The organism is Vulcanococcus sp. DEBay_Sum29NL08_54 (genome assembly GCF_017859255.1).
Taxonomy (GTDB): Bacteria; Cyanobacteriota; Cyanobacteriia; order PCC-6307; family Cyanobiaceae; genus Vulcanococcus.
Window position 1 is genome coordinate 13,585 of the sequence record NZ_JAFMNJ010000015.1, and the last position, 23,066, is coordinate 36,650.

The following is a 23,066-nucleotide window of genomic DNA, read 5'->3' on the forward strand; positions in this document are numbered from 1 at the left end:
CGATTGCAGCGAGCAGGGCTCCATAGCCTGATGCCATGAGGCGCCACCGCTCCTGTTTCCTGCTTGCCGCTGGCGCCGGCCTGCTCTTGGCCTTCCCCCTGGGCTTGCAGGCTCAGACGCCGCAGGAACTCAAGGCCTATGAACGGCGCCTGCAACAGCTCTTCGAGCAACTGGACCGGGACGGCAACCGACGACTCGAGCGCCAGGAGGTTCAAGGGCAGCCCTACCTCCAGCGTCATTTCGACCGCCTGGACCAGAACCGCCGCGGCTACCTGACCCCCGCGGATCTCAAGCCCAGTAACAAGGTGCCGCCCCCGCGCGCCGAGCGGGTCCTGCGTAAGGCCGACCAGAACGGCGATGGCCGCATCGACCAACAGGAAGCCCAGGGCTACCCCTGGCTGCGCAAGCACTTCCAGACCATCGACCAGAACGGCGATGGCAGCCTGGACCGAGGCGAACTCAACACCCTCTCCAAACCAGCCCATGCCAACTGATGTGAGCTGTCTGGGCCTTGGAGCCCTGGGTGCCCCCATGGCCCGCAACCTGCTGCGGGCCGGATGGAGCCTGACCGCCTTCAACCGCACTGCCGCTCCCGCACAATCCCTGGAGGCGGCGGGTGCCCAGCGAGCGGCGACCGTGGCTGAAGCGGCGGCCGCGTCGCCGTTGCTGCTGCTCTGCTTGAGCGATGACCAGGCGGTCGAGGAGGTGCTGGCCCTGGCGAAGGGCCACCTGCAGCCTGGGGCGCTGGTGATCGACTGCTCCACCATCAGCCCAGGCACCAGCCAACGCCTCGCCGGCGAGCTCGCGACGCAGGGGGTGGACTACATCGATGCTCCGGTGACCGGCGGCACCGAAGGAGCCGAAGCCGGAACCCTACGGGTGTTGATCGGGGCTGAGCTGGACCAGCTCGAGCGGGCTCGGCCGCTCCTGGAGGTCATTGGCGGCAGCCTGCATCACTTCGGCCCCGTGGGAGCAGGGCAGCAGGCCAAGGCGGTCAATCAGGTGTTGGTGGCCGGCAGCTATGCCGCTGTCGCTGAAGCCCTGGCCCTCGCCGATCGTCTGGGGCTACCGCAAGACGCCCTGGTGCAGGCCCTGAAGGGTGGCGCCGCTGGCTCCTGGGCCCTGGAGAACAGGAGCCAACAGATGATCAACGACTCCTATCCGTTGGGGTTCAAGTTGGCCTTGCACCGCAAGGACCTCGGCATCGCCCTGGGTGCCGCGGCCGAGGCCCAGCTGGAGCTTCCGATCTGCGAACGGGTGGCCGCCCTAGAGGACGAGCTGATCGAGCAGGGCTGCGGTGAGCTGGATGTCTCCGCGCTGGCCCGTTGGTTTAAAGGGTGAGCTCGGAGCGCTTGGCGACCACCCGGACCTGCTTGGACGCCGCGACGATCCCCTTGGGGTGAACCAACAGCACCGCCCAGGTCTGACTGCCCGGCTGGAAGGGGGCCTGCACGGTCTTGAACAGGCCGCCGCCACCGAGGGCCTCAAGCTGCAGGTCGGGAGCCTGCAACCGCAGCAACTCGCTGACCGTGACGGGCTTGATCGCCCCGGCAACCACCGCACCGTTAAGGGGGTCGTCAAAGATCACATCGAGGTCGTAGCGCTGCCCCGTCAGCACGGCATCGGGAATCAACAGGCTGACCTTGAGGTTGGGGTCACCGCTGCGCAGGATCGAATTGGATTCGATCACGTCCTGGCTGTTGAAGCGATCGCCGCTGGATCCCAGCACCAGCTTCTGGGTGGCTTCAAAGCGGAATTTGTAGGGCCCCTGCTTACGGCTACCGGCAACGGTGACGAGGGTGGTGGGCCGTCCGTCCTTGAGGGAGACCCCGGGGCTCACCTGCCAACTGGCATCGGGAAACTGAGCGCGCAAGAAGTCGCGGCGCTGCAACACCAACGCGGGATCCAGGCCATTACCGGCCTCGAGCAGGGCCGAGATCTCCGAGGAGGAGCCGTTGTTCAGGGCCTCCTGCAGGGCCTGCAGGCTGGGCGCCGCCCGAAGGGGAGCCCCCATGGCCAGACCCGTCAGAGCGAGGGCGGCAGCCAGGAAGGAGCGCAACTGCACGGGAGCTCAACGGGGAGGTGCCCTTAAGTTAGGCGCGCTCATCAGCGATGCCCATGTCACGCCTGTTGATCGCTGCCAGCGGCACCGGCGGGCATCTCTTCCCAGCCCTCGCCGTGGCCCAGGCCCTGCCCTCGGACTGGGAGATCCAGTGGCTCGGTGTTCCCGACCGGCTGGAGACCGAGCTAGTTCCCCAGGACTACCGGCTGCACACCGTCGATGCCGGCGGCCTTCAGGGCCGGGGACTGCGCAAGCTCACCAACCTGCTGCGCCTGCTGGGCGCCACCGTCACGGTGCGGCGCTTGATCCGCCGGGAACGCATCCGCCTGGTCTTCAGCACCGGCGGCTACATCGCTGCACCGGCGATCCTGGCGGCCCGCTGGTGCGGGGTGCCGGTGGTGCTGCATGAATCCAATGGCGTCCCAGGAAAAGTCACGCGTCTCTTCGGGCGGCTCTGCAGCCAGGTCGCCGTCGGACTACCCCAGGCAGCAGAGCGCCTGCAGGGCTGCCGCCCGCGGGTGACGGGCACCCCGGTACGCCGGGAGTTTCTGCAGGCGGCACCACTCCCGAATTGGGTCCCGGCGGGAGCGGGCCCACTGCTGCTGGTCATGGGCGGCAGCCAGGGTGCCGTGGGGCTCAACCGCATGGTCCGGCCCCTGCTGCCCCGACTACTGAACCTGGGCTGCCGGGTGGTCCACCTCAGCGGCAACAACGACCCCGAGAGCGGTCAACTGCAACACCCCCGCTACGCCGAGCGACCCTTCAGCGACGAGGTGGCCGGCTTGCTGCAACACGCCGATCTGGTGATCAGCCGTGCGGGTGCCGGCAGCCTGAGCGAATTGGCGGTCTGCGGGAGTCCAACGATCCTGGTCCCCTACCCCCAAGCAGCGGACAAGCACCAGGACGCCAACGCCGGTGCCGCCGCGGCCGTCGGTGCTGCAGTGATCGTCTGGCAGCACCCCCCCGAGCATCCCGCCCTGGAGCGCACCCTCTGGCGCCTACTCGGTCCCAGGCTGCGGGGCTGCGATCCGGTGATCGACCCACTGCTGCAGTTGCGCCGCGGCATGGAGCAGTTGGCCGTGCGCGATGCCGAAGCACTGATCGCAGGACTACTGCAGGAGCTCAGCGCCTAGGGCCCGCAGCAGACGCCTGTTGCCGGAGCGGTTCTGGTAGCCGATCCGCAACCAGGACTCGCCAAGCCCGGCGAAGGATCGGCAATCGCGCACCAGGATGCGATGTCGCCGCTCCAACGCCTCCCGAAGCGGCTGCAGGGAACCCTGCTCAGCGCGCAGCAGCAGGTAATTGACCGCTGACGGGTAAGGGTGAATGCCAGGCAAAGCCCGCAGGCGCTGCTGCAACCACTGGCCCTCCTGCACCACCCAGGCCTGCACGCGGGAGCACCAGCGCTGGTAAGCGCGGGGATCGCTCAGCAGGGCATCGGCCAAGGCCCCAGCCCAGGTATTGATGGGCCAGGGATCCCGCCAGCCGGCCCAGCGCTGCAGCCGCTCGGGCTGGGCCACGGCATAGCCGAGCCGAACCCCAGCAATTCCGTACAGCTTGGTCAGGCTGCGGATGACGATCAGGTTGGGGTGCTCCGCCACCAGCGGAATCAAGGACTGTTGCTCCCCGCCTGGCACCAACGGCAGGAAGGCCTCATCGCAGATCACCAGGCTGTGACGCGCCAGCAGCGGCCTCAAGGACGCGCGGCTCCAGAGCTGGCCGGTGGGGTTATGGGGGTTGGTGATCCAGAGCACCTCCGCAGCGGCGACGGACGGGAACGGTTGCGGGAATGCGGCCTCCCACTCCAGGGGAAGGGCCAAGGGCCGCTGCTGGCCGCCCCAACACTGAAGAGCACGCGCGTAATCAGCGAAGCCCGGCTGGGGCAACAGCGACAGACCACCGCTGGCCGCATCACGGGCAGCCCAGGTGAACAGTTCCGCCGCACCATTGCCGGGCAGCACCAGCTCCGGATCCAAGTCATGCAGCCGCGCGATCTGGTGGCGCAGCCGCCAGTGGCTGCGGTCGGGATAGGCCCGCAGATCCACCTGCCGCAGGGCCCGCCGGGCCGCCCGCGGCAGGACAAAGGGCGCCAGGGACGCGCTGGCATCCAGGATCTGATCCGGCCGGCAGCCCAAGCGCCGTGCCGTTGCCTCCAAGTTGCCGCCGTGGGCTTCCATCCCCCCAGCCTGATCGACGGGGGGAGAGATGACCGTTAGAACAGCGCCAGTTCGGCCGCACCAGCCCATGGCTCGCCTGCGTCTCCATCTGGCCGGCTTGGCTTTGGTACTGGGGAGCGGAGCCGCATGGGCGGCCGATGACCAAGCGGTGATTCGCACCCTGGATCAACGCTCCTGCGAGCGCTGCATGCTGCAGGACGCCGACCTGGTCCATGCCGATCTGCGGGACGCACAGCTGCAAGGGGCCCAGTTGGAGCGGGCCAACCTCAGCGGAGCGCGCCTGGATGGAGCCGACCTGAGGGAGAGCAACCTGCGCTTCACCAGCCTGGCCGGCGCATCCCTGCGGGGAGCGGATCTACGGGGCTCAGTGCTGGAGGGGACCGATCTACGCAACAGCGACCTCTCCGGTGCACGACTGGACCCCGGCGCCCTCGAGGGCAGCCATTGGCAAGGGGCCCGCGGGGTCGGCGCGGCAGTCCACAGCTATGCCGCCCTCCACAACGCCGGCGTCCAAGCGGCGGAAGCCGGCCGCTTTCCAGAGGCCGAGCAGTTCTTCAGCCAGGCGATTGAACGGCTCCCCAACGCCGCGGTGAGCTGGATGGCCCGGGGGGTCAGTCGCGCCGAGCAGGGCCAGTTCAACCTGGCCGCCCAGGACCTGCGCTACGCGGGCCGGCTCTACAGCGAGCTGGGGGCGCTCCAGCAGGCCAAGTCACTGGAGGAGGCAGCAACCACCCTGCTCAAGCCCAGCAAGAAAGCAAAGGGAGGCAATGGCATGGGCAGCGCCCTGCTGGGGGGACTGATGGCCGCCTTCAAGATGGTGGCGCCGATCGCCGCCAAGGCCGCCCTACCAGGCTCGATTTAGTACGGGGAGACCAGCTGACGGGCTTCAGGCGTCGCGGCTTGGTAGCCGTAACCGAAGTTGCCGCCGTTGTCGTCACGGATGATGCGCGGCGACACCAAGATCACCAGCTCGCGCTTCTCACGCCTGTTGATCGAATCCCTGAAGAATTGACCAACAAACGGAATATCCCCAAGCACGGGCCACTTGCGCACCACGGCCTGGTCGTTATCAGAAATCACACCTGTCAGGATCAAGGTCTGGCCATCGCGCACGCGTACCTCCCCCGTATCCAAGCGACGGGTCGTCAAGGTATTGACCGTGCCGCAGCCTTCAATGCGCACGTCCGTCGCAATCACCGCCGAGATCTCCGGTGACATCGAGAAGGTGACAAAGCCGTTGTCATCAATGCGGGAGACCCGCGCGCCAAAGGTCAAACCAGCCGTCCCAAACTCCGGCTGACAGCTATTCGGGGCACCGTTTTGCCCGGCCTGCACGGTGTAACTAACAATCTCCTGGGCCCCCACCGTCACAAAGGACTCGTTGGCAAAGGGACGACCAATGGAAGCCGTGTTGAGTGCAGCGGTGCCCGAACCGCCAACGGTGACCGCCGCACCGGAAGCGATCGGCTCGGAATTCTCGTTAATGATCAGGGTCGGCGAAGCCAGAACCTTGGTCGTGTTCGACTCAATCAGACCTCGGACGAAATCGAAGTAGTTGTAGTTGTTGGCACTGCCAGAGGGATAAGCAAAGCCTGGATTAATTGGGGCAGGGCTGTTAGCAGGAATCTCGCTGGTCGCGACTGTTGCCTGCTGGCCAGTAGCGGTCACCGTTTCAGACTTCGCGCTCGCAGCACCACCCGCAATCGTGCTGAATTGATCCCCTTGCGGCGGCAGCAAGCCACCAAAGGCACCCAAGAATTCACCCCGATCACTGACAACGAAGTTGCTGCCGGAGCGGAAGGCAAAGGAGTTCGAAAGGCTGGTGTCGTTGTTCAAGGTGACATCCAGGATCTTCACCGACAGCGCCACCTGCCGCTGGCGCAGATCGATCTGCCGGAGGTAGTTCTCAGCGACCGAGACCAACTGCGAATCACCCACCAAGGTGATGGTGCGCAGGCGTGAATCGGTCGTCCCAATCAAGCCACGCAGGGGACCGGTGGATGCGCCATAGGTCTCCGTGGTGGTGATCTGCTCCTTCTTGGTCTGCTGGGTTTGCTCGCCACCAGCCACCTGGTTCGCCACGGGCTGCCCCGAGGTCACCGCATTGGTGATCGTTGTGACCTGGGTGATGCGCGCCCCCAGGCTGGCCAGGTACTTGGCGGCCGACTCAGCTGAGGCCTGGTTGAGGCGATAGACCTTGGACATCTGGGTGCCGAAGGTCTTGCCCATGACCGAGGGACCCGCCAGCAACAGATTCCCTTCCATCCGCCCCTGCAAACCCGAGGCCAGCAGTACCGAGTTCAAGGCCTTGCTGTAGGCCTCACCGCGGAAAGACAGCGAAACCGTCGGGCCCGCGCTGGCCTGAGCACCCGGTCGCTCCTCATCGTCGACGTAGACGAAGCCGTAGCCACCCATCTGACTGAGGGCCATCAGGGCGTCTTTGGCCGGTGCGTTGCGCAGGGTCATCGTCACCGGCGGGCCGCTGAGGTTGAGGTAGCTGCGGTTGCGCAGCACCATCGTTCCCACGGCCATGTCGCCCAGGGGCGGCGCCACCGCCCGGGGTTGCAGGGGCGGGGCATAGCGCGGCTGGGGCACCGAGCCGGGCTGATTGAGGTTGAAGGTGCCGGTCTTCGAGACCAACTCGCTGGGGGCGCTGAAACTCAGGATCAGGTTGCGGCCATCGGCGCTGACCACCGGCTTGGAGGCCGGTGCCCCCGGCATCGGCACCACCTCCAGCTCAAACTCGCGCCCGCTCCCCCTGATGCTCACGCGCTTCAGGCCGGCCTCCGGCAGGGTCAGCGTTTGCGGGCCGACCTTCAGGGAGGCGGATTGACTCAGCTGCAGTTGCCCCTGCCAACCGGCCGCGGTTTGGCGTTGCCGCAGCAGCGGAGCCGCACCGGTGCCCTCGACCACCACGTCCACGCTGTTGGCGCCACGGCGCAACTGCAGCAGCAGCGCCCCGCCGGACGGCGCGACGGACGGCGCGGGAGCAGACGCGCTGGACTGCGGCAGCGCCAGCGCTGGAGCCGTCATCGCGGCAGCAGCCATCAGGGCTGAGATCCCAGTGCGCCGCCAACCCACGCTGCCCTTTGCCAGTTGGGCGGATGGTATCGATGCTCAGCCGGGCTTTCCAGGCTTCTGACTTGGGCTGTGATCTCTCGCATAGAGGCCCAGATTCAGCCGCAATTCGGTGGGCTCCAGCACCACCCGGCCATCCTTGTCTTTGCTGCTGTTGCCACTTTTGAGCGAGAGATCGCTCTGGACCACCAGGAGGCTCAGGCGCTCCAGACGCCGCAGAAAATCCAACAGCTGCGGGCCACTGCCGCGGGCGCGCAGCAACACCGAGGTCTTCTTCAAACCAGGGGCCAACAACGGATCCGCCGGCGGGGTCTCAGCCGCGGTCTTGTTGCTTTTTTTGCTGGTGGGCGGTGCGACGGCCTGAACCGGTTCATAGCCATCCAGCAGCACGCCGGTCTGGGCCGCCTGTTCACTGAGCTGGGCCAAGAACGTCTGCAGCTCGCCGCTGCCCGCGATCAACCCCAGGATCTGGGCATTCCTGCGGTCAGCCTGCTCCCGCTGCTGCTCCAAGCTCTCGAGCTGACGGCGCAGCAAGGGCAAGCGCTGCTGTTGCTCCTCCAGCACCAGCAGCTCCTGCTGATCCGCCTGCAAGCGCTGCCAACGGGGCCAGGCCACCAGGCCCCCCAGGGCTGCAGCCAGCAGCACCCCCAGAAGCACGGGTGCACCGAGCAACACCTGCTCTCGCCGCAGTTGGAGGCTCATGGCAGCACCCCCTTGGACTGCAGCAAACGCAGACGCTGCACCAAACCGTCGGCCTGCAGGGCCTGCAGCACCGCCAACTGTTGATCCGGAGCCAGGGCCGCGAAGCGAGCGGAGAGCTCCCAGTCCACCGGCCCCCCGCTGGCGCCATCGCGCTGGAGCTTCACCACCTGAACCGACTCGGCATCAAACAGCGGCGACTGGGAGAGCAGCAGACTCAGCCCATTGACCCGTCGGAACGCCTGGGGATCAACGGCGACCCCTTTGAGCAGCAAGCCGTTGTTCTGGGAGCGCACCTCCGTGAGCTGCACACCGGCCGGGGTGACCGCGGACAACTGAGCCAGCAAGGCCGAGCCGGAGGACACCCCCACCAGACCCTTGGCCAAGCCCTCGCTGCTGCGCTGCAGCTGGGCCTTGGCCCGCCGCACCCGTCCGACCCGCGTCTCCAGGGTCTGCACCTGCAGCTTGATGCCGGCGAGGTTCGCCAGGGCGGCGTTCACCTGCTGCTGGCGCCACCCCAGCGCCACCAGCAAGAGCAGCATCAAGGCAAGGACGCCACCGCCAATGGCCGAGCCCTTGAGCAACAGCGGGCGGGCCGGAAGCATGGACCCACCTGGCTCAGCAATGCCGCTGGCACGCCGGCGCTCCTGCAGTAAATCGAGGGGGCCAAGACGAGGGCTCATCGTTCCAACTCCGCCGCGGCCAGCCCCCAGAGCAGACCCAGAGACCACTGCGCTGGGTCGCTCCGCAAGGGATCCAGGCCATTGAGCTCCAGCGGAAGACAACTCTGCAGGGTCTCCAGCGCCGAAGCCGGCAGGGCCGCTGAGACCACGACATCCATCGAGCGCGGCTGAGGAGCCTGGGATTGCCAATAGCTCAGGCATTGGTTGAGCTCGCTTTGCAAAGCCTCTAGCTCCGCCAACGGCGGCAGTCGCCACTGCCAGATCGGAGCCCCCCGCTCCAGGCGCAGCAACCAGCTCTGCTCAGGCTCCAGTCCCAACAACCAACCCTTCTGGCCCTCGACGCAGCGCAGTGCACAGACCGGAGCAGCCTCGAGGGCATCGAGACCGAGGCCCGCATCGGCAAAGACCTCGATCCAGTCCTCCAGCAAGGCCGACTCCACCGCCACCGAGACACGGCTGCCCGGGGAGGAGGGCAGAGGGGAGCTCAGCAGATCCACCGCGGTCTCCGGGGGCCAAGGCAAGCGCAGGGCCTCCAGCTCCTTGGGCATGGCCATTCGCTCAGGAGCGCTGCCCTGTAGAAGGCGTAGTTCGCAGGCGCTGCCCGGCAGCACAGCCCAGATCCTGGCCCCGGGGTAGCCGCACTGCACCAACCAATCCCCCAACAGATCCGCCAGGGCCGAACCAGACACGGGACGTCCGCCCTGGCAGAGCCCCGGCGGCAGGGACAACTGATCGACCCAGCTCAGGCCCCGGCCGCTCAGGACCATGGCCGTGATCGCTTGATCCTGCAGCTCGAGGTAGACCCGCTGCGGAAACAGCCAGGCTTGCAAGGGGCCGAGGCGCTCTTGAACTCCTGCGAGCACCACTCGCCTTCCGCTTGCTCTATCCGCAAGCTATCGAGATTTCAGCTCCAGGGCACCCCAGAGCCGACGGCTTCGCTGATGTTGCGGAAACCGTGGCGATCGAGCTGCTGGCTTAAGCCCTCGAGAATCTCCGGAACCAGGCCAGGCCCGCCGTAGATCCAGCCGGTGTAGAGCTGCACCAGGGACGCACCGGCGGTGATCCGCTCCCAGGCGGACGCGGCGGAGTCGATGCCACCCACCCCGATCAAGGGCAGGCTTGGGCCAGCGGTGACCCGCAGCCGGCGCATCACCTCCAGGGCCCGCTGGCGCAGGGGTGCACCACTCAGTCCCCCGGCCTCCTCCGCCAAGGTCTTGCCGGTTTGGGCCAGGCGCCTGCCCTCCAGGCCCAGGCGATCCAGGCTGGTGTTCACGGCAATCACCCCAGCCAGGCCCTCCTCGTAGGCCAAGCGGGCAATCGAATCGATGGCGTCGTCCTCCAGGTCCGGGGCGATCTTCACCAGCAACGGGGGGCAGGCCGGCAGACGCCGCAGCCGCTCCACCAGGCGACGCAGCTGCACTTCGTCCTGGAGTTCCCGTAACCCCGGAGTGTTGGGGGAGCTGACATTGATCACGGCGTAGTCCGCCAGGGGAGCCAACAACTCCAACGACGAGGCGTAGTCATCCGGGGCAAGATCCAGGGGGGTGACCTTGGACTTGCCCAAATTGATCCCCAAGACCGCCGGTCGCTGCCCGGCCGCCGGCAGAGCCTGGCGCTCCAGGGTGCGGCGCGCCGCCTCGGCCCCTTGGTTGTTGAACCCCATGCGGTTCAAGGCGGCCCGCTCCTCGGCCAAACGGAACAGCCGGGGCCGGGGGTTACCGGGCTGGGCATGCCAGGTGATCGTGCCCAGTTCGGCAAAGCCAAAACCAAACAGATGCCAGATGCCCGCAGCGACGGCGTTCTTGTCAAAGCCGGCGGCCAGACCGACGGGATTGAGGAAGCGGCAGCCAAAAAGGGTTTGCTCCAGCCGCAGGTCCTTGCGCTGCAGCTCTGCCCCTAGGCCCGCCAGGGAACTACTCACCAGGGGCCAGTTGCGGCGCAGGGAGGCCTGCCCCAGGGCCTGCAGTGTGAGTTGGCTCAGCTGCTCAGCATCGGCACCGTCATCACGGCTGAGCAGGGGACCCACAAAACGCTGGTAGAGCGATCCCGTGCCGACCTCAGCCATCTCCTCGCTCCTCGCCTTGGGGCTCCCCTGATCCTGACGCGTCACGGCGAAGACGCCAGCGCCCCTCGTCCAGGGGAAGGACCTGCCAATCCCGCCAGCGCCAGGGACCATCGCGTCCCTCCAGGGTCTTGAGGGGCTTCTCGACCAACTGCGCCAGCTCCATCAGGCTCAACCCGTAGTCGCCCTCGGCCAACCGATCCGCCAACTCCAAGCGGGTCAGCAGCTGCTGCAGGGCCGGAGGGGCCAGATCAAGGGCCGGGGCCGCCTCCACCACCTCCCCGGCCGCCAGCTGGATCGGGTTGCCCTTGGAAAAGGCCACGGCGATGACATCGCAGCGGTCGTTGTCGGGATCACCGCTGTGGCCCTTCACGTAGGTCAGGGGCAAGCCCTGGATCCGCGCGCCATCGAGGGCCTCCCAGAGGTCCCGGTTGAGAACAGGGCTCCCGGAGGCCGTGCGCCAGCCCTTGCGCTTCCAACCGTTGATCCACTTGCTGAAGCCGTCGATCAGGTACTTGGAGTCCGTGCGGATGCTCAGGTCCGGGTGACGCGGCAGAACCGCCAAGCGCTCCAGCAGGGTCAGCGCCGCCGTCAGCTCCATGCGGTTGTTGGTGGTGTTGGCCTCCGCCCCACCGAATTCCTGAACGCTGCCATCGTCAAAACGCAGCAACGCACCCCAGCCGCCAGGGCCGGGATTTCCGCTACAAGCGCCGTCGCAGGCGGCGGCAACCACCTTGGGCGTATCACTGACCACTGGGCTTGTCCCCCAACATCCGGTACAACACAGCTCTCGTCAGGAGCCCAGGAGACATCCCATGCAGCGAAGCTACCTCCCGTGGGCCGGCCTCGCTCTGCTGAGCGCAGGCCTGGTGGGCAGCCAAGCCGCCGCAGGGGTGTTCCAAAGCCAGCCGCTCGAGCAGGAGCGTCTGGCCGTGCTGGGGCAACCGGTGGGCAACCAGGACTGGAAGCTGCTGGTGCTCGAGCAGCTCAAACCCCAACCGAAGTGCTGGGAAGAACGCCGGGACGGCCTGATTGATCCGGCCCTCAACCGCTTCAACTTCAGCGGGATCTGCAGCCGCTACCTCGACAGCAATGGCTATTCCCTGCGGGTCGGCGAGGACGACGTCTCACCCCGTTATCGCCTGAGGCTCGAGAGCCAAGGGAACACCCTGGTGCTGCTGGCGATGTCCGGCAGCCACCCGACCGAACTCGTCGTGGGGCGTGGGGCGATCCCCCTGCGGGACCGCAGTGGATTTGTCGCCCTCAAGCTGGAGCCGGGCTGGCAGCTCGAACGGCGGATGTACGGCGAGCGCAGCTTGAGCCATGTCTATTTCGCCAACCCCAAACCCCTCGATGGCTTGATCGCCCAGGCGGAACGGCGCCAGGACCGTCCAGCAGCGGTGGCCCTTAGTAGCAGCAGCAACGGCCCCATCGCCCTCCAGGTGATCCCTTACGCCGGGCAGACGCCACGATTCTGATCAGGGACAGTTGAGACAGCGGCCCGAACCGGCGGCCTGGTCTTTTTCTCTGGCGGTAAGGTTTTGGCGTGTGAGGAGTGCGGAACACCACTTCCGGGGTCGAAACGAGGACAGACTCCCAGAAGCGTTCCGGCTCAAAGCCCTGCCTTCGGCGGGGCTTTTTTATTGCTCAGCCGCCGCTACACACAAAAAAGCCGGCCCCCGAAAGGGCCGGCTTCGTTGAAGGAGTGGACTGCCGAAGCAGCCCACGGCGGGATCACTTGAGGGAGACCTTGCCGCCGGCCTCTTCGATGGCCTTCTTCATGGCTTCGGCATCAGCCTTGGCCACGCCTTCCTTGACGTTGCAGGGAGCGCCTTCGACAAGAGCCTTGGCTTCGCCCAGACCCAGGCCGGTGGCCTCGCGGACGGCCTTCAGGACCTTGATCTTGGCAGCCGCGTCGAAGCCCTCGAGGTGGACGTCGAACTCGGTCTTCTCTTCAGCAGCTTCAGCAGCACCGCCAGCGGCGGGGGCAGCCATCACGACGCCAGCGGAAGCGGCGGCGGACACACCGAAGGCCTCTTCGATCTGCTTGACAAGCTCAGAGGCTTCCAGCAGGGAGAGGGACTTCAGCTGCTCGAGGATTTGGTCGGTAGTAGCAGACATGGTTGGGAATCAGCAACAGATCTGTGTAAACAGTCGGATCGGAGAGCTCAGCAGAGCAGGCCTCAGTCGGCCTTGCCCTCGCCATCGGCGTGCTGCTTGAGCGCCCGAGCAAGACCGGAAGGAACTTCGTTGATGCCCACAGCCACCTTGGTGGCCACGGCGTTGATCGCACCTGCGATCTGCGCCATGAGCACCTCCTTGGAGGGCAGATCCCCGATGGCCTTGATTTCGGATTGGGAGAGGAGCTTGCCTTCGAAAAGGCCTCCTTTCGTCTCCGATTTCTTGGTCTCCTTCTGGAAGGTCTGAACGGCCTTCACAGCACCACCCACGTCGCCCTTGACGAGCACGAAGGCGTTGGTGCCGGTGAGGAGGGAATCGAGTTCCGACCAAGCGCTATTGCCATCAATGGCACGGCGCATCAAGGTGTTTTTGGTCACCTTGCAGACACCGTTGCTGGCCTGCAGACGAGTCCGCAGATCAGACATTTCCTTGATGGACAGACCCTTGTAGTCAAGGACCAGCGCCATTTCGGCCTCGCCAAGGAGCTGCTTCAGCTCTTCGACGATCTGTTGCTTGTTCTCCAGAGTGCGGCCCATGGTTAAGGATCGGATCAGGGGAACAAGCCGGGAACGCAACCCCAGTACCGGGCGGTACTCGAGGGCTGCGGCTCGCTTCACCCAACCCGAACTCCCGAGGGAGCCCTGGTGAGAAAAACTGTCGCGGACACCTCGGCAGGGTTTAAGGACTCAGGTTCTGCGAGCAGAACAGGAATTCGACCTGCTGTCTTGGGTAGGGCGCGTAACCCTTCTGGCATTAGCCAGAGAAAGAACATACAACAAAGCCCCCGCCGGGGCGGGGGCTTTGCGCAGAGGGACGGGGACGATCAGCCCTCTTGCTTGATGTCCTGCAGCGCAGACACATCCACTTCCACGGAAGGACCCATGGTGGAGGTGATGTACAGGCTCTTCCAGTAGCGACCCTTCGCACCGCTGGGCTTGTTGCGGTCGATGGTCTCCTGCAGCGCCTTCAGGTTGTCCAGCAACTTGGCAGCGTCAAAGCTGGCCTTGCCGAAACGCACGTGGACGATGCCGGTGCGGTCAGCGCGGAACTCCAGTTTGCCGGCCTTGAACTCGCTGATAGCCGAGGCCAGGTCGGTGGTGACGGTGCCGGCCTTGGGGTTCGGCATCAGACCACGGGGGCCGAGGACACGACCGAGCTTGGCGACCTTGGGCATCATGTCCGGGGTCGCGATCAGCAGATCGAACTCCATCTCACCCTTGGAGATGGTTTCGACCAGATCGTCGTCACCAGCCAGATCAGCACCAGCGGCCTTGGCCTCAGCGACCTTTTCACCGCGAGCGATCACAGCGATGCGAATGCTCTGACCGGTGCCGTGGGGCAGGGCCACGGTGGTGCGCAGCTGCTGGTCGGTGTACTTGGGGTCGATGCCGAGGCGAGCGTGGGCTTCGACGGTCTCATCGAACTTGGCGGTGGCGTTGGCCTTCACCAGGTCGACAGCCTCTTGCGGGGCGTAGACGCGTTCTTCAACCTTGCCGACGGCGGCGGAGTAGCGCTTGGAGAGTTTGGGCATGTCAGGAATGGGGTGCAGACGAGCTCAGGAGCTCTCCCCCGCTAAGGAACAGAAAGGAATGGATGAGCCGGGATGAACCCGAGACTCAGTCCTTCACAGCCACGCCCATGTTGCGGGCGGTGCCTTCGATGATGCGCATGGCCGACTCAACGCTGGTGCAGTTGAGGTCGGGCAGCTTGGTCTTGGCGATCTCTTCGAGCTGTGCGCGGCTGATGGCCCCGACAGAACCCTTGGAAGAGGTGGCGGCACCCTTGGCGATTCCGGCTGCCTTCACGATCAGCACGGAAGCGGGAGGGGTCTTGGTGATGAAGGTGAAGCTGCGGTCTTCAAAGACCGAGATCTCCACCGGAATCACGTATCCGGCTTTGTCCTGCGTCCGAGCGTTGTACTCCTTGCAGAACGCCATGATGTTGACGCCGTGCTGACCGAGGGCAGGGCCCACCGGCGGCGCGGGGTTTGCTTTGCCGGCGTCGAGCGCCAGCTTGATCACAGCTACAACTTTTTTTGCCATCGTCCTGGCGTCTTGAGCAATCTGCGGATCCGCGACCCTAGGGCAGCGTGTGCGGCGGACTCCGAAAACCGAAGCACCGCCTTAGGCCGCCCTCCGCAGGGAGACGGCCGCACGGGAATCAGCTTTGTTTGCTGATCTGGGAGAACTCGAGTTCCACCGGGGTTTCCCGGCCAAAGATCGAGAGCAGAGCCTTGAGCTTGTTGCGATCGCCCGACACCTCGATGACTTCGCCTTGGAAGTCTTTGAAGGGACCAGCGGTCACCAAGATTTGATCGCCTTCGGTCAGATCGACCTTCACCACAGGCTTCTTCTCGGCAGCCCGCTTGAAGATGCGATCCACCTCCTGACGGCTCAGGGGGCGAGGCTTGATGTGACCACGGACCTTGCCGGTGGCACGGCGATCTTCCGCACCCACGAAGTTGATCACGTTTGGGGTGCTCCGCACCGCCATCATCGTGTCCTCATCGAGGACCATCCGAACCAAGACGTAGCCGGGGAAGACCTTCTCTTCGGTGCTGGTGCGGCTGCCGTCCTTCTTGAGTTTGACCGCGGGGGTCTGGGGGATCTCGATCTCGAGGATGCGGTTGTCCACGCCAAGGGTGACGGCCCGCTGCTCGAGGGTGGCCTTGACTTTTTTCTCGCAGCTGGAGGCCACCTGAACGGCGTACCAGCGGGCAATCAGAGCCCGGCCTTCCGAGTCAGCGGCGGGAGCTGCGGGTTCGGCGTCGGCAGCCAGATCCGCCGCGGCGAATTCTTCAGTGGTCAAGTCGACGTCGGACACGGGCAAAGGAAGGAGAGGGCGAAAGATTCAGCGGGTCAGCGGAACACCTGGGAGCTTCCCCAGCTGTAGAAGCGATCGACGGCAGCGATCGCAAAAGCCGAAATGGTGACCATCAAGATCACCGCGACTGATTCACCAAACAGCTGCTGACGGCTCGGCCAGACCACCTTGCGCAATTCAGCGACGGTGTCTGCCACGAAGCCGGTCTTCACCGGTTCGGTGGCGGCGGCCTCGTCGGACTTGACTTGTGGTTCGGTCTGGGATTCCACGGATGAAGATTCCACAGGGGAAATCAGGGCCAAGCCTCATGGGCAGAGCATGAAGCCTGCTGAGCCTTCAGCGGGCCGCGCGGCGTGTTGAGCCCACGCGCCGGCAAACAAACACACTAACGGATGTCCTATTCAGGGCCTGAGATGGGTTTGAAGCAGAGGGCCTGCTCGCCTTCGCCCAGGCTGACCTGAACGGCCGCCGCACCCAGGAAGCGCTCCTCGAGCAACTCGGTGGCCAAGGGGTTCTCGATCTGGCGCCGCAGCAACCGGCGCAGGGGCCGCGCTCCGTATTCCGGCTCGTAGCCCTGCTCCGCCAGCCAGGCCACGACCGGCTCGTCCACCTGAAGCGCCAGTCCCTGCTCTTGGAGCAACTGCGCCAACTCGAGCACCTGCAGGCGCACGATCCGTTGCAGGTCGGCCGGCCCCAAGGGCTGGAAGCGGATCACCTCATCGATGCGGTTGAGGAATTCCGGCCGGAACTGGCTGGCCAGGGCTCGCTCCACCTGCTCCTCGAGCGCCGAGGCGTCGGCCTGGCCGCGGGCGGCATCCAAGATCGCTCGACTGGCCAGGTTGCTGGTCATCACCACCACGGTGTGGCGGAAGTCGACCGTGCGGCCCTGGGAATCAGTCAGGCGTCCGTCATCAAGGACCTGCAGCAGGACGTTGAAGACATCGGGGTGGGCCTTCTCCACCTCATCAAGGAGCAACACGGCATAGGGACGCCGGCGGACGGCTTCGGTGAGCTGACCGCCCTCCTCGTAGCCGACATAACCCGGAGGAGCCCCGAGCAGGCGGGCCACGGCATTGCGCTCCATGAACTCGCTCATGTCCAGGCGCACCAAGGCCTCTTCCTCATCGAAGAGGGACGCCGCGAGAGCCTTGGCCAGTTCGGTCTTGCCCACACCGGTGGGACCGAGGAAGAGGAACGAGCCCACGGGACGGCGCGGATCCTTCATGCCCGCACGGGCGCGGCGAATCGCCGCGGCCACGGCACCGACGGGCTCCCCTTGTCCGATCACCCGCTGGGCCAGGCGCTGCTCAAGCTCCAGCAGCTTCTGGCGCTCACCCGCCAGCAGGCGCTGAACGGGAATCCCGGTCCAGCGGGCCACCACATCAGCGATGTCCCCCTCTTCCACCTGTTCCCGCAGCAGGGACTGCCCGCTCTGCTGACTGGCCTGGAGTTGCTCCTCCAACTCATGACGGCGCTGCTGAACGCCATGGAGCTGGTCGTACTGGAGCCGGGCGGCCTCTTCGAGGTCACCATCGCGTTCGGCCTCGGCGATCTGCAGGCGCAGGGCCTCGTCATCGGCCAGGAGCTGGCGCAGCTCCGCCAACTGCTCCCGCTCGGCTGACCAGCGCTCCTGCAGGCCCTGCAGGGTCTCGCTGACCTGCCGGCGCTGCTGCTGCAGCGCCACCCGTTCGGCCTCTGGGGCGCTCTCCGCCGAAAGCAGGGCCAACTCAACGCGGCGTAGATCGCTCTCGGCCTCCTCCACCAGACGCGGCTTGGAGGTGACCTCCATCCGCAGCTGGGCAGCGGCCTCATCGATCAGGTCGATGGCTGAATCCGGCAGGCAGCGATCGGAGATGTAGCGATCGGCAAGCCGAGCCGAGGCCACGACAGCGCCATCGGTGATGGCCACCCCGTGGTGCAACTCGTAGCGCTCCTTCAGGCCCCGCAGGATCAGGGTGCTCTCCTCAAGGCTGGGCTCCTTGATCAGGACCTGCTGGAAGCGCCGGTTCAGGGCGGGATCCTTCTCAACGGTGCGGCTGTACTCCTCCGGGGTGGTGGCACCGATGCAACGCAGGTCGCCCCGGGCCAAGGCCGGCTTGAGGATGCTGCCGGCGTCGCTGTTGGAGCGCTCCGGGCCCACCACGTTGTGGAGCTCGTCGATGAACAGGATCACGCCGCCCGCCTCAGCGCCCTCGGCGTCCCGCACCTCCTTGAGCACGCTGCGCAGGCGCTCCTCGAATTGGCCGCGGAACTTGGCGCCAGCGATCAGGGCGCCCAGGTCCAGGGAGACCAGCCGCTGGCCCTTAAGGGCATCCGGCACTTCGCCGGCGACGATCCGCTGGGCCAGCAGCTCAGCGATGGCGGTCTTGCCCACGCCCGGCTCGCCGATCAAGACCGGGTTGTTCTTGCCGCGGCGCGACAGCACCTGCATCAGACGCCGGATTTCGGTGTCGCGACCAATGACTGGATCCAAGTCACCCGCCCGGGCGGCGGCGGTGAGATCCCGTCCGAACTGCTCGAGGGCCGTGGGCTCCTGCTCAAGCTTCAGGCCGTTCTCATCAGTGGGGGCGGGCTCGACGACTGTCCTGCTGGGAGCGGGACGCGCCGGAGCAGGCGGCTCAACGACCGCTTGCGGCGGGGGACTGCTGGCTGCGGGCGCAGGCCTGGGAACGGAGCGACGCAGGTCCTCCTGGGTCAACCCCTGCTGTTGCAGGAGGGCGCCGGCAATGCGGCGGTCATCCAACAGGGCGGCCAACAGATGGGGGACATCGATGAAGCGAGAGCCCCACTGGCCCCGCTGGCGATCGGCCTCCTCCAGAAGCAGTTCCAGGTCCTCGCCGACGAACAGGTCCCTGGCACTGCTGGTGGGCTGATCCGCGCAGAAGTCATCCAGCTGATCCAGCAGACGCGAGGCATCGAGGGGCAGGGGATCCACCCAGGCGGCGTAGCGCTCGTCATTCAGCAGCACCTGCAGCAGGTGCTCCACGTTCATCTCGCCGTGGCGCCAGCGGCGGGCCTGCTCCTGGCTGGCCAGCAGGAGGTCCCAGCCGGCATCGCTGAAGCGATCAGGAACCGTGGTGAGGCTGGCGGGGCCAGCGGCGTAGGAATCAGGCCGCATGGGCGCGAGAGCTCATCTCAATCAGTTCAACCTTGTAGCCGTCGGGGTCCTCGACGAAGGCAATGACGGTGGTGCCGTTCTTCATCGGGCCCGGTTCGCGCACCACCTTTCCCCCCTTGGCGCGGATCTGGTCGCAGACGCCAACGATGTCGTCCACACCCAGGGCGATGTGGCCATAGCCGCTACCGATGTCGTAGCTGCTGGTGTCCCAGTTGTGGGTGAGCTCCAGCACGGTGTGGTCGCTCTCGTCTCCGTAGCCCACAAAAGCCAGGGTGAAACGCCCCCCGGGATAGTCCTTCCGGCGCAACAGCCGCATCCCAAGAATGTCGGTGTAGAACGCGATCGAGCGCTCCAGGTCGCCGACCCGCAGCATGGTGTGGAGAAGGCGCATCCGGACTGTTCTTGACGGCCGCATTCTGACCAAAGTCAGCGGATTGGTGCCAACGGTCACCAAGGCCCCCGGCAGGGCGACCCATAAGATCCCTGCAAGGACTCATGTTGTGCGTTAGGCCGCTGTGATCGACACCCTCGACCTCGTCATCGACACCATCGTGGCCCGGGAGGTTCTCGATTCCCGTGGCACACCGACCGTGGAAGCCGAGGTGATGCTGGAGGGCGGAGCCAGTGGCCGCGCCATCGTTCCCAGCGGCGCCAGCACCGGTGCCCACGAAGCCTGTGAACTGCGGGACGGCGGCAGCCGCTACTGCGGCAAGGGTGTGCTGCAGGCCGTCAGCAACGTTGAAGAAAAAATCGCTCCGGCCCTCTGCGGCCTGAGTGCCCTGGACCAGGGCACCGTTGATGCCGCGATGCTCGAGCTCGACGGCAGCGACAACAAGAGCGCCCTGGGCGCCAACGCAATCCTGGCGGTGAGCCTGGCCAGCGCCCGCGCCGCCGCCAATGGCGTTGGCCTGCCCCTCTACCGCTATCTGGGCGGCCCGATGGCCAACCTGCTGCCGGTGCCGTTGATGAACGTGATCAACGGTGGCGCCCACGCCGCCAACAGCCTGGACTTCCAGGAATTCATGCTGGTGCCCCACGGCGCACCCACCTTCCGCGAGGCCCTGCGGATGGGCACCGAGGTGTTCCACACCCTCAAGGGTCTGCTGAAGGACAAGGGCCTGAGCACCGCCGTCGGCGACGAGGGCGGCTTTGCCCCTGACCTGGGCAACATCGAAGCCGGCGACATGCTGGTTCAGGCGATCGAAAAGGCTGGCTACCGCCCTGGCGATCAGATCTCCCTGGCCCTGGACGTGGCCAGCACCGAATTCTTCAAGGACGGCCGCTACGCCTTCGACGGCGGCAGCTACACCAGCGCCGAGATGGTCGACCAGCTGGCCGCTCTGGTGAACCGCTTCCCCATCACCTCGATCGAGGACGGCGTTGCCGAAGACGACTGGGAGGGCTGGGCCCTGCTGACCGAGAAGCTCGGCAAGACCGTCCAACTCGTCGGCGATGACCTGTTCGTGACCAACAGTGCCCGCCTGCAGCGCGGCATCGACCTGGGCGTGGCCAACTCGATCCTGATCAAGGTCAACCAGATCGGCACCCTGACCGAGACCCTGCAGGCGATCGATCTGGCGGGCCGTGCCGGCTACACCAGCGTGATCTCCCACCGCTCCGGCGAGACCGAGGACACCACCATCGCCGACCTGGCCGTGGCCACCCGCGCCGGCCAGATCAAGACCGGCTCCCTCAGCCGCAGTGAGCGCGTGGCCAAGTACAACCAGCTGCTGCGCATCGAAGACGAACTGGGCAGCCAGGCCGTCTACGCCGGCGCAGAAGACCGCGGCCCCCGCGGCAAGGCCTGAGGCCAACTGGAGCCAGGCTCCAACCGAACCAAGATCCCGGGACCTGGATCAGCCAGCCCGGGATTTTTTTATGGGCGGCGCTTAGGAATTGCCGAGCTTGTCGATGCGGGCGTCGCGCTTCAGGCGGGCCTGCAGCTTCAACCAGCTGAGACCCACCGGAACCCCGGCCACAACAGGAATGATCGTCAGCAGCGGCCGGGCGCTGGAGGCGAGCAGGGCCGCAGCGACGGCAAAGGCACCCAGCAGGACCGACTGGCCAGCGCTCTGCTGGCTCAGGGCCAACCGACGCAGCAGACGGTCGGTCTCGCCGGCACGGATCTGAACCTGAAGATCGCCCTGTTCAATGCGGCTGAGGCTGTCCTCCAGGCGTTGGGGCAGACCGAGGGCACGGCTGCCCACCTCCACCGCCTGGCGACCCAACTGGTTGAAGAGATCGTTGGGGCCGTTGCCGCTGGCGGTCATGAGGGGAAGCAGATAGGGGCGGGCGATGGCGACGAGGCTAAAGCTGGGATCCAGGCTGCGGCCGACCCCCTCAAAGGTGGAGAGGGCCCGCATGACAAAGATCAGCTCCGGGGGCAGACGGAAGGGCTGCCCGTAGACCAACTCGTAGAGGTCGCCGGAGAGTTTGTCGAGGATGTTGGCGGAGAAGGGAGGGGTCAGGGCCTCCGCGAGCATCACCCGCACGAGGCGACGGACCGGACCGGGATCGATGTCAGGGGCGATCACCCCAGCGGCTTGCAGCTCACGCACCAAGCCCGAGGCATCGCGGGCCGCCGCCGCCGTGACCATCCGCCCCAGGCGACTGCGCAGGCGCTGAGACAAGGTCCCGACCATGCCGAAGTCGTAGTAGATGAGGGCCCCATCACGGGCTACGGCCAAGTTGCCGGGATGGGGATCGGCGTGGAAGAAGCCGAAGCGCACCAGCTGCTGCAGGTAACTGGCAGCACCTTTCTCGGCGACCGCCGAAGGGTCGATGCCAGCCTCGATTAGGGCCTGGCGGTCGTTGATCTTGATCCCGGGGACGTAGTCGAGGCAGAGCACCCGCCGTGTGGTGAGTTCCCAGACCACCGCTGGGATGCGAATGCCCGGATCATCGAGAAACTGCTGCCGGAAGCGGGCGGCGTGCTCGGCCTCCAGACGGAAGTCGAGCTCACGCAGGAGCACACGACGACATTCCTGAGCGATGGAGACCCAATCGCGTCCAACGCCCCACTGGGGATGGCGCTGCAGCACCGCCGCGACCTGTTGCATGACCTCGAGGTCGAGGCGGAACAGACGCTCCAGCCCGGGGCGTTGGATCTTGAAGACCACCTGCCGGCCACTGCGAAGGCTGGCGCGATGGACCTGGGCCAGGCTGGCGGCCCCGAGGGGTTGCTCCTCGATATCAATGATCTCGGCGCAGCGCTCCCCCAGCTCCTGCTCCAGCAGCGACTGGGCCGTGTCGAAGGAGAAGGCCGGGACGCTGTCCTGCAACCGGGAGAGTTCTTCAACCCAGCTGGCCGGCAGCACATCCGGCCTGGCCGAAAGGAGCTGACCGAGCTTGATGAAGGCTGAGCCCAGCTCCAGCAACTGGGCCGTGAGCCAACGGGCACGACGCTTCTGGCGACGCTCCTGCCCCTCCTCACTGACGCCCCCTGGATAGCTCCAGGACTGGGCATCCCACCAGAGGAAGGCCAACAACTGCAGAACGGCACCCCAGATCCGTAGGGAGCGAAGGGCGCTCGCCAGGGCCGGGCCAAGGCGACGCATCAAGCGGGCTCCTCGAGGCGGCGGGCAAGCCGCGTGACCTGGGCGCGCAGCTGATCAATCTGCGTCTGGGGATCTGCCGCTGGTGAAGACGAAGCCATCGGGGACTCCGCTGCCGGCACCTCCTGATCTCCGTGCTCCAGCCGCTGGGCTTCGAGCTCCACCTCTTCTTTAAACAGGTCCCATTCCTGACGCAATCGCTCGGGGGCGTCCTGGGCCAGGACCGCCAGACCAGCTGCGGCGTCCGCCAAACCACTTCCCAGGCGGGCGCTCAGACGATTGAGGGCCGCCTGCACCAGGGTCTGAGGCTCACTCATGGCCGGCCGCTTGAGAGTCACCCAAATCGTGGCAGATCAGAGCTACTGAAGGGGGGGCAAATCCAAGAGGGGAACCGATTGCTGCGGAGCCGGTGCTGCAGGCTGCGGACGCGGTGCAGGCGCCTGGACCTGAGGTTTGGGCTTCGGCGTGGGCTTGGGTTTAGGCGCCTCAACGACAGGCTTGGGCTCCGGCGCTGCGGGCTCTTCAGTGGGAGCCACTGGTTTGGGAGCGGCTTCTGTGGCGGCTTCACGCTCGGCTTTGACCTCGGCCTCAGCCTTGGCTTTCGCGGCGGCATCAGCCTGCTCCTGGGC

At 66.1% G+C, this 23,066-nt stretch carries 24 protein-coding genes and 1 pseudogene; 6 read left to right on the top strand and 19 right to left on the bottom strand.

Annotated features, from left to right (window positions below):
* Nucleotides 1-35 precede the first annotated feature (35 nt).
* Nucleotides 36-494: an EF-hand domain-containing protein gene (locus QZ186_RS06885; protein ID WP_010313497.1), complete on the top strand. Its 459-nt coding sequence runs from the start codon at nucleotides 36-38 to the stop codon at nucleotides 492-494.
* Nucleotides 484-1,341: an NAD(P)-dependent oxidoreductase gene (locus QZ186_RS06890; RefSeq protein WP_296416243.1), complete on the top strand. Its 858-nt coding sequence runs from the start codon at nucleotides 484-486 to the stop codon at nucleotides 1,339-1,341. The genes QZ186_RS06885 and QZ186_RS06890 overlap by 11 nt, the downstream gene beginning before the upstream one ends.
* Here the strand turns inward: QZ186_RS06890 and QZ186_RS06895 are convergent.
* Nucleotides 1,331-2,065 carry a hypothetical protein gene (locus QZ186_RS06895; protein WP_296416244.1) on the bottom strand — a complete coding sequence of 245 codons (735 nt, stop codon included), beginning with the start codon at nucleotides 2,063-2,065 and terminating at the stop codon, nucleotides 1,331-1,333. The two genes, QZ186_RS06890 and QZ186_RS06895, sit on opposite strands and share 11 nt — an antisense overlap.
* Before the next feature lie 53 nt (nucleotides 2,066-2,118).
* On the opposite strand from QZ186_RS06895, the gene QZ186_RS06900 reads away from it, so the two are divergent.
* A complete protein-coding gene (locus QZ186_RS06900) occupies nucleotides 2,119-3,195 on the top strand; it encodes a UDP-N-acetylglucosamine--N-acetylmuramyl-(pentapeptide) pyrophosphoryl-undecaprenol N-acetylglucosamine transferase (RefSeq protein WP_296416259.1) in 1,077 nt (358 codons plus the stop codon).
* Here QZ186_RS06900 and QZ186_RS06905 read toward each other — a convergent pair.
* Nucleotides 3,172-4,239 carry an aminotransferase class I/II-fold pyridoxal phosphate-dependent enzyme gene (locus QZ186_RS06905; RefSeq protein WP_296416245.1) on the bottom strand — a complete coding sequence of 356 codons (1,068 nt, stop codon included), beginning with the start codon at nucleotides 4,237-4,239 and terminating at the stop codon, nucleotides 3,172-3,174. The two genes, QZ186_RS06900 and QZ186_RS06905, sit on opposite strands and share 24 nt — an antisense overlap.
* Nucleotides 4,240-4,306: 67 nt before the next feature.
* Here QZ186_RS06905 and QZ186_RS06910 point away from each other — a divergent pair, with 67 nt between their 5' ends.
* Complete coding sequence (locus QZ186_RS06910) at nucleotides 4,307-5,101, top strand: pentapeptide repeat-containing protein (protein WP_296416246.1); 795 nt, start codon at nucleotides 4,307-4,309, stop codon at nucleotides 5,099-5,101.
* Here the strand turns inward: QZ186_RS06910 and QZ186_RS06915 are convergent.
* From QZ186_RS06915 to QZ186_RS06940, 6 genes are all read right to left on the bottom strand, one after another.
* Complete coding sequence (locus QZ186_RS06915; protein WP_296416247.1) at nucleotides 5,098-7,287, bottom strand: general secretion pathway protein GspD; 2,190 nt, start codon at nucleotides 7,285-7,287, stop codon at nucleotides 5,098-5,100. The genes QZ186_RS06910 and QZ186_RS06915 overlap by 4 nt on opposite strands.
* Before the next feature lie 69 nt (nucleotides 7,288-7,356).
* Nucleotides 7,357-8,019, bottom strand: coding sequence for a hypothetical protein (locus QZ186_RS06920; RefSeq protein WP_010313510.1), 663 nt, complete (start codon nucleotides 8,017-8,019; stop codon nucleotides 7,357-7,359).
* Complete coding sequence (locus tag QZ186_RS06925; RefSeq protein ID WP_296416248.1) at nucleotides 8,016-8,699, bottom strand: PilN domain-containing protein; 684 nt, start codon at nucleotides 8,697-8,699, stop codon at nucleotides 8,016-8,018. Before QZ186_RS06925 ends, QZ186_RS06920 begins: the two co-directional genes overlap by 4 nt.
* Complete coding sequence (locus QZ186_RS06930; protein WP_296416249.1) at nucleotides 8,696-9,565, bottom strand: hypothetical protein; 870 nt, start codon at nucleotides 9,563-9,565, stop codon at nucleotides 8,696-8,698. Before QZ186_RS06930 ends, QZ186_RS06925 begins: the two co-directional genes overlap by 4 nt.
* Before the next feature lie 38 nt (nucleotides 9,566-9,603).
* Complete coding sequence (locus QZ186_RS06935) at nucleotides 9,604-10,764, bottom strand: quinone-dependent dihydroorotate dehydrogenase (protein WP_296416250.1); 1,161 nt, start codon at nucleotides 10,762-10,764, stop codon at nucleotides 9,604-9,606.
* Nucleotides 10,757-11,494, bottom strand: a complete 738-nt coding sequence (locus QZ186_RS06940; RefSeq protein WP_029626026.1) for a ribonuclease H — start codon at nucleotides 11,492-11,494, stop codon at nucleotides 10,757-10,759. The genes QZ186_RS06935 and QZ186_RS06940 overlap by 8 nt, the downstream gene beginning before the upstream one ends.
* 82 nt (nucleotides 11,495-11,576) lie before the next feature.
* Between QZ186_RS06940 and QZ186_RS06945 the strand changes: the two genes are divergently transcribed.
* Entirely contained in the window at nucleotides 11,577-12,239 is a 663-nt protein-coding gene (locus QZ186_RS06945) for a DUF3747 domain-containing protein (RefSeq protein WP_010313520.1), read from the top strand.
* Between the two features lie 256 nt (nucleotides 12,240-12,495).
* Here the strand turns inward: QZ186_RS06945 and rplL are convergent, their stop codons facing one another.
* The 8 genes from rplL to gloA all read right to left on the bottom strand — a co-directional run bounded on the left by rplL (nucleotide 12,496) and on the right by gloA (nucleotide 19,274).
* Nucleotides 12,496-12,882, bottom strand: a complete 387-nt coding sequence (gene rplL / locus QZ186_RS06950; protein ID WP_010313523.1) for a 50S ribosomal protein L7/L12 — start codon at nucleotides 12,880-12,882, stop codon at nucleotides 12,496-12,498.
* 62 nt (nucleotides 12,883-12,944) lie between these two features.
* Entirely contained in the window at nucleotides 12,945-13,478 is a 534-nt protein-coding gene (gene rplJ, locus QZ186_RS06955) for a 50S ribosomal protein L10 (RefSeq protein WP_010313525.1), read from the bottom strand.
* A 287-nt stretch (nucleotides 13,479-13,765) separates the two neighbouring features.
* Entirely contained in the window at nucleotides 13,766-14,473 is a 708-nt protein-coding gene (gene rplA, locus QZ186_RS06960) for a 50S ribosomal protein L1 (RefSeq protein WP_247476792.1), read from the bottom strand.
* An 85-nt stretch (nucleotides 14,474-14,558) separates the two neighbouring features.
* Nucleotides 14,559-14,984: a 50S ribosomal protein L11 gene (rplK, locus tag QZ186_RS06965; protein WP_010313529.1), complete on the bottom strand. Its 426-nt coding sequence runs from the start codon at nucleotides 14,982-14,984 to the stop codon at nucleotides 14,559-14,561.
* 118 nt (nucleotides 14,985-15,102) lie between these two features.
* Nucleotides 15,103-15,720 (bottom strand): transcription termination/antitermination protein NusG, encoded by a 618-nt coding sequence (gene nusG, locus QZ186_RS06970; protein ID WP_296416260.1) that lies wholly within the window; start codon nucleotides 15,718-15,720, stop codon nucleotides 15,103-15,105.
* An 80-nt stretch (nucleotides 15,721-15,800) separates the two neighbouring features.
* Nucleotides 15,801-16,034, bottom strand: a complete 234-nt coding sequence (gene secE / locus QZ186_RS06975) for a preprotein translocase subunit SecE (RefSeq protein ID WP_232197212.1) — start codon at nucleotides 16,032-16,034, stop codon at nucleotides 15,801-15,803.
* 128 nt (nucleotides 16,035-16,162) lie between these two features.
* On the bottom strand, nucleotides 16,163-18,883 hold the full coding sequence (locus QZ186_RS06980) for an AAA family ATPase (protein ID WP_296416251.1): 2,721 nt from the start codon (nucleotides 18,881-18,883) through the stop codon (nucleotides 16,163-16,165).
* A complete protein-coding gene (gloA, locus tag QZ186_RS06985) occupies nucleotides 18,873-19,274 on the bottom strand; it encodes a lactoylglutathione lyase (RefSeq protein ID WP_010313533.1) in 402 nt (133 codons plus the stop codon). The genes QZ186_RS06980 and gloA overlap by 11 nt, the downstream gene beginning before the upstream one ends.
* A gap of 124 nt (nucleotides 19,275-19,398) precedes the next feature.
* Here gloA and eno point away from each other — a divergent pair, with 124 nt between their 5' ends.
* The gene (gene eno, locus QZ186_RS06990; RefSeq protein WP_010313534.1) at nucleotides 19,399-20,691 is read left to right on the top strand and encodes a phosphopyruvate hydratase; all 1,293 of its coding nucleotides are present in this window, start codon (nucleotides 19,399-19,401) and stop codon (nucleotides 20,689-20,691) included.
* A gap of 81 nt (nucleotides 20,692-20,772) precedes the next feature.
* Here the strand turns inward: eno and QZ186_RS06995 are convergent, their stop codons facing one another.
* The 3 genes and pseudogenes from QZ186_RS06995 to QZ186_RS07005 form a co-directional block, all read right to left on the bottom strand.
* Complete coding sequence (locus tag QZ186_RS06995; protein ID WP_247476790.1) at nucleotides 20,773-22,440, bottom strand: AarF/ABC1/UbiB kinase family protein; 1,668 nt, start codon at nucleotides 22,438-22,440, stop codon at nucleotides 20,773-20,775.
* On the bottom strand, nucleotides 22,440-22,754 hold the full coding sequence (locus QZ186_RS07000; protein ID WP_247476789.1) for a hypothetical protein: 315 nt from the start codon (nucleotides 22,752-22,754) through the stop codon (nucleotides 22,440-22,442). The genes QZ186_RS06995 and QZ186_RS07000 overlap by 1 nt, the downstream gene beginning before the upstream one ends.
* A 42-nt stretch (nucleotides 22,755-22,796) precedes the next feature.
* Nucleotides 22,797-23,066: pseudogene (locus QZ186_RS07005) on the bottom strand (hypothetical protein); the annotation flags it as partial.

Excerpts from the sequence above, each read along its gene's own strand:
- QZ186_RS06885 (WP_010313497.1), top strand. The coding sequence starts at position 36 with ATGAGGCGCCACCGCTCCTGTTTCCTGCTTGCCGCTGGCGCCGGCCTG.
- QZ186_RS06890 (WP_296416243.1), top strand. The coding sequence starts at position 484 with ATGCCAACTGATGTGAGCTGTCTGGGCCTTGGAGCCCTGGGTGCCCCC.
- QZ186_RS06900 (WP_296416259.1), top strand. The coding sequence starts at position 2,119 with ATGTCACGCCTGTTGATCGCTGCCAGCGGCACCGGCGGGCATCTCTTC.
- QZ186_RS06905 (WP_296416245.1), bottom strand. The coding sequence starts at position 4,239 with ATGGAAGCCCACGGCGGCAACTTGGAGGCAACGGCACGGCGCTTGGGC.
- QZ186_RS06910 (WP_296416246.1), top strand. The coding sequence starts at position 4,307 with ATGGCTCGCCTGCGTCTCCATCTGGCCGGCTTGGCTTTGGTACTGGGG.
- QZ186_RS06915 (WP_296416247.1), bottom strand. The coding sequence starts at position 7,287 with ATGGCTGCTGCCGCGATGACGGCTCCAGCGCTGGCGCTGCCGCAGTCC.
- QZ186_RS06920 (WP_010313510.1), bottom strand. The coding sequence starts at position 8,019 with ATGAGCCTCCAACTGCGGCGAGAGCAGGTGTTGCTCGGTGCACCCGTG.
- QZ186_RS06925 (WP_296416248.1), bottom strand. The coding sequence starts at position 8,699 with ATGAGCCCTCGTCTTGGCCCCCTCGATTTACTGCAGGAGCGCCGGCGT.
- QZ186_RS06935 (WP_296416250.1), bottom strand. The coding sequence starts at position 10,764 with ATGGCTGAGGTCGGCACGGGATCGCTCTACCAGCGTTTTGTGGGTCCC.
- QZ186_RS06945 (WP_010313520.1), top strand. The coding sequence starts at position 11,577 with ATGCAGCGAAGCTACCTCCCGTGGGCCGGCCTCGCTCTGCTGAGCGCA.
- rplL (WP_010313523.1), bottom strand. The coding sequence starts at position 12,882 with ATGTCTGCTACTACCGACCAAATCCTCGAGCAGCTGAAGTCCCTCTCC.
- rplJ (WP_010313525.1), bottom strand. The coding sequence starts at position 13,478 with ATGGGCCGCACTCTGGAGAACAAGCAACAGATCGTCGAAGAGCTGAAG.
- rplA (WP_247476792.1), bottom strand. The coding sequence starts at position 14,473 with ATGCCCAAACTCTCCAAGCGCTACTCCGCCGCCGTCGGCAAGGTTGAA.
- rplK (WP_010313529.1), bottom strand. The coding sequence starts at position 14,984 with ATGGCAAAAAAAGTTGTAGCTGTGATCAAGCTGGCGCTCGACGCCGGC.
- QZ186_RS06980 (WP_296416251.1), bottom strand. The coding sequence starts at position 18,883 with ATGCGGCCTGATTCCTACGCCGCTGGCCCCGCCAGCCTCACCACGGTT.
- gloA (WP_010313533.1), bottom strand. The coding sequence starts at position 19,274 with ATGCGCCTTCTCCACACCATGCTGCGGGTCGGCGACCTGGAGCGCTCG.
- QZ186_RS06995 (WP_247476790.1), bottom strand. The coding sequence starts at position 22,440 with ATGCGTCGCCTTGGCCCGGCCCTGGCGAGCGCCCTTCGCTCCCTACGG.
- QZ186_RS07000 (WP_247476789.1), bottom strand. The coding sequence starts at position 22,754 with ATGAGTGAGCCTCAGACCCTGGTGCAGGCGGCCCTCAATCGTCTGAGC.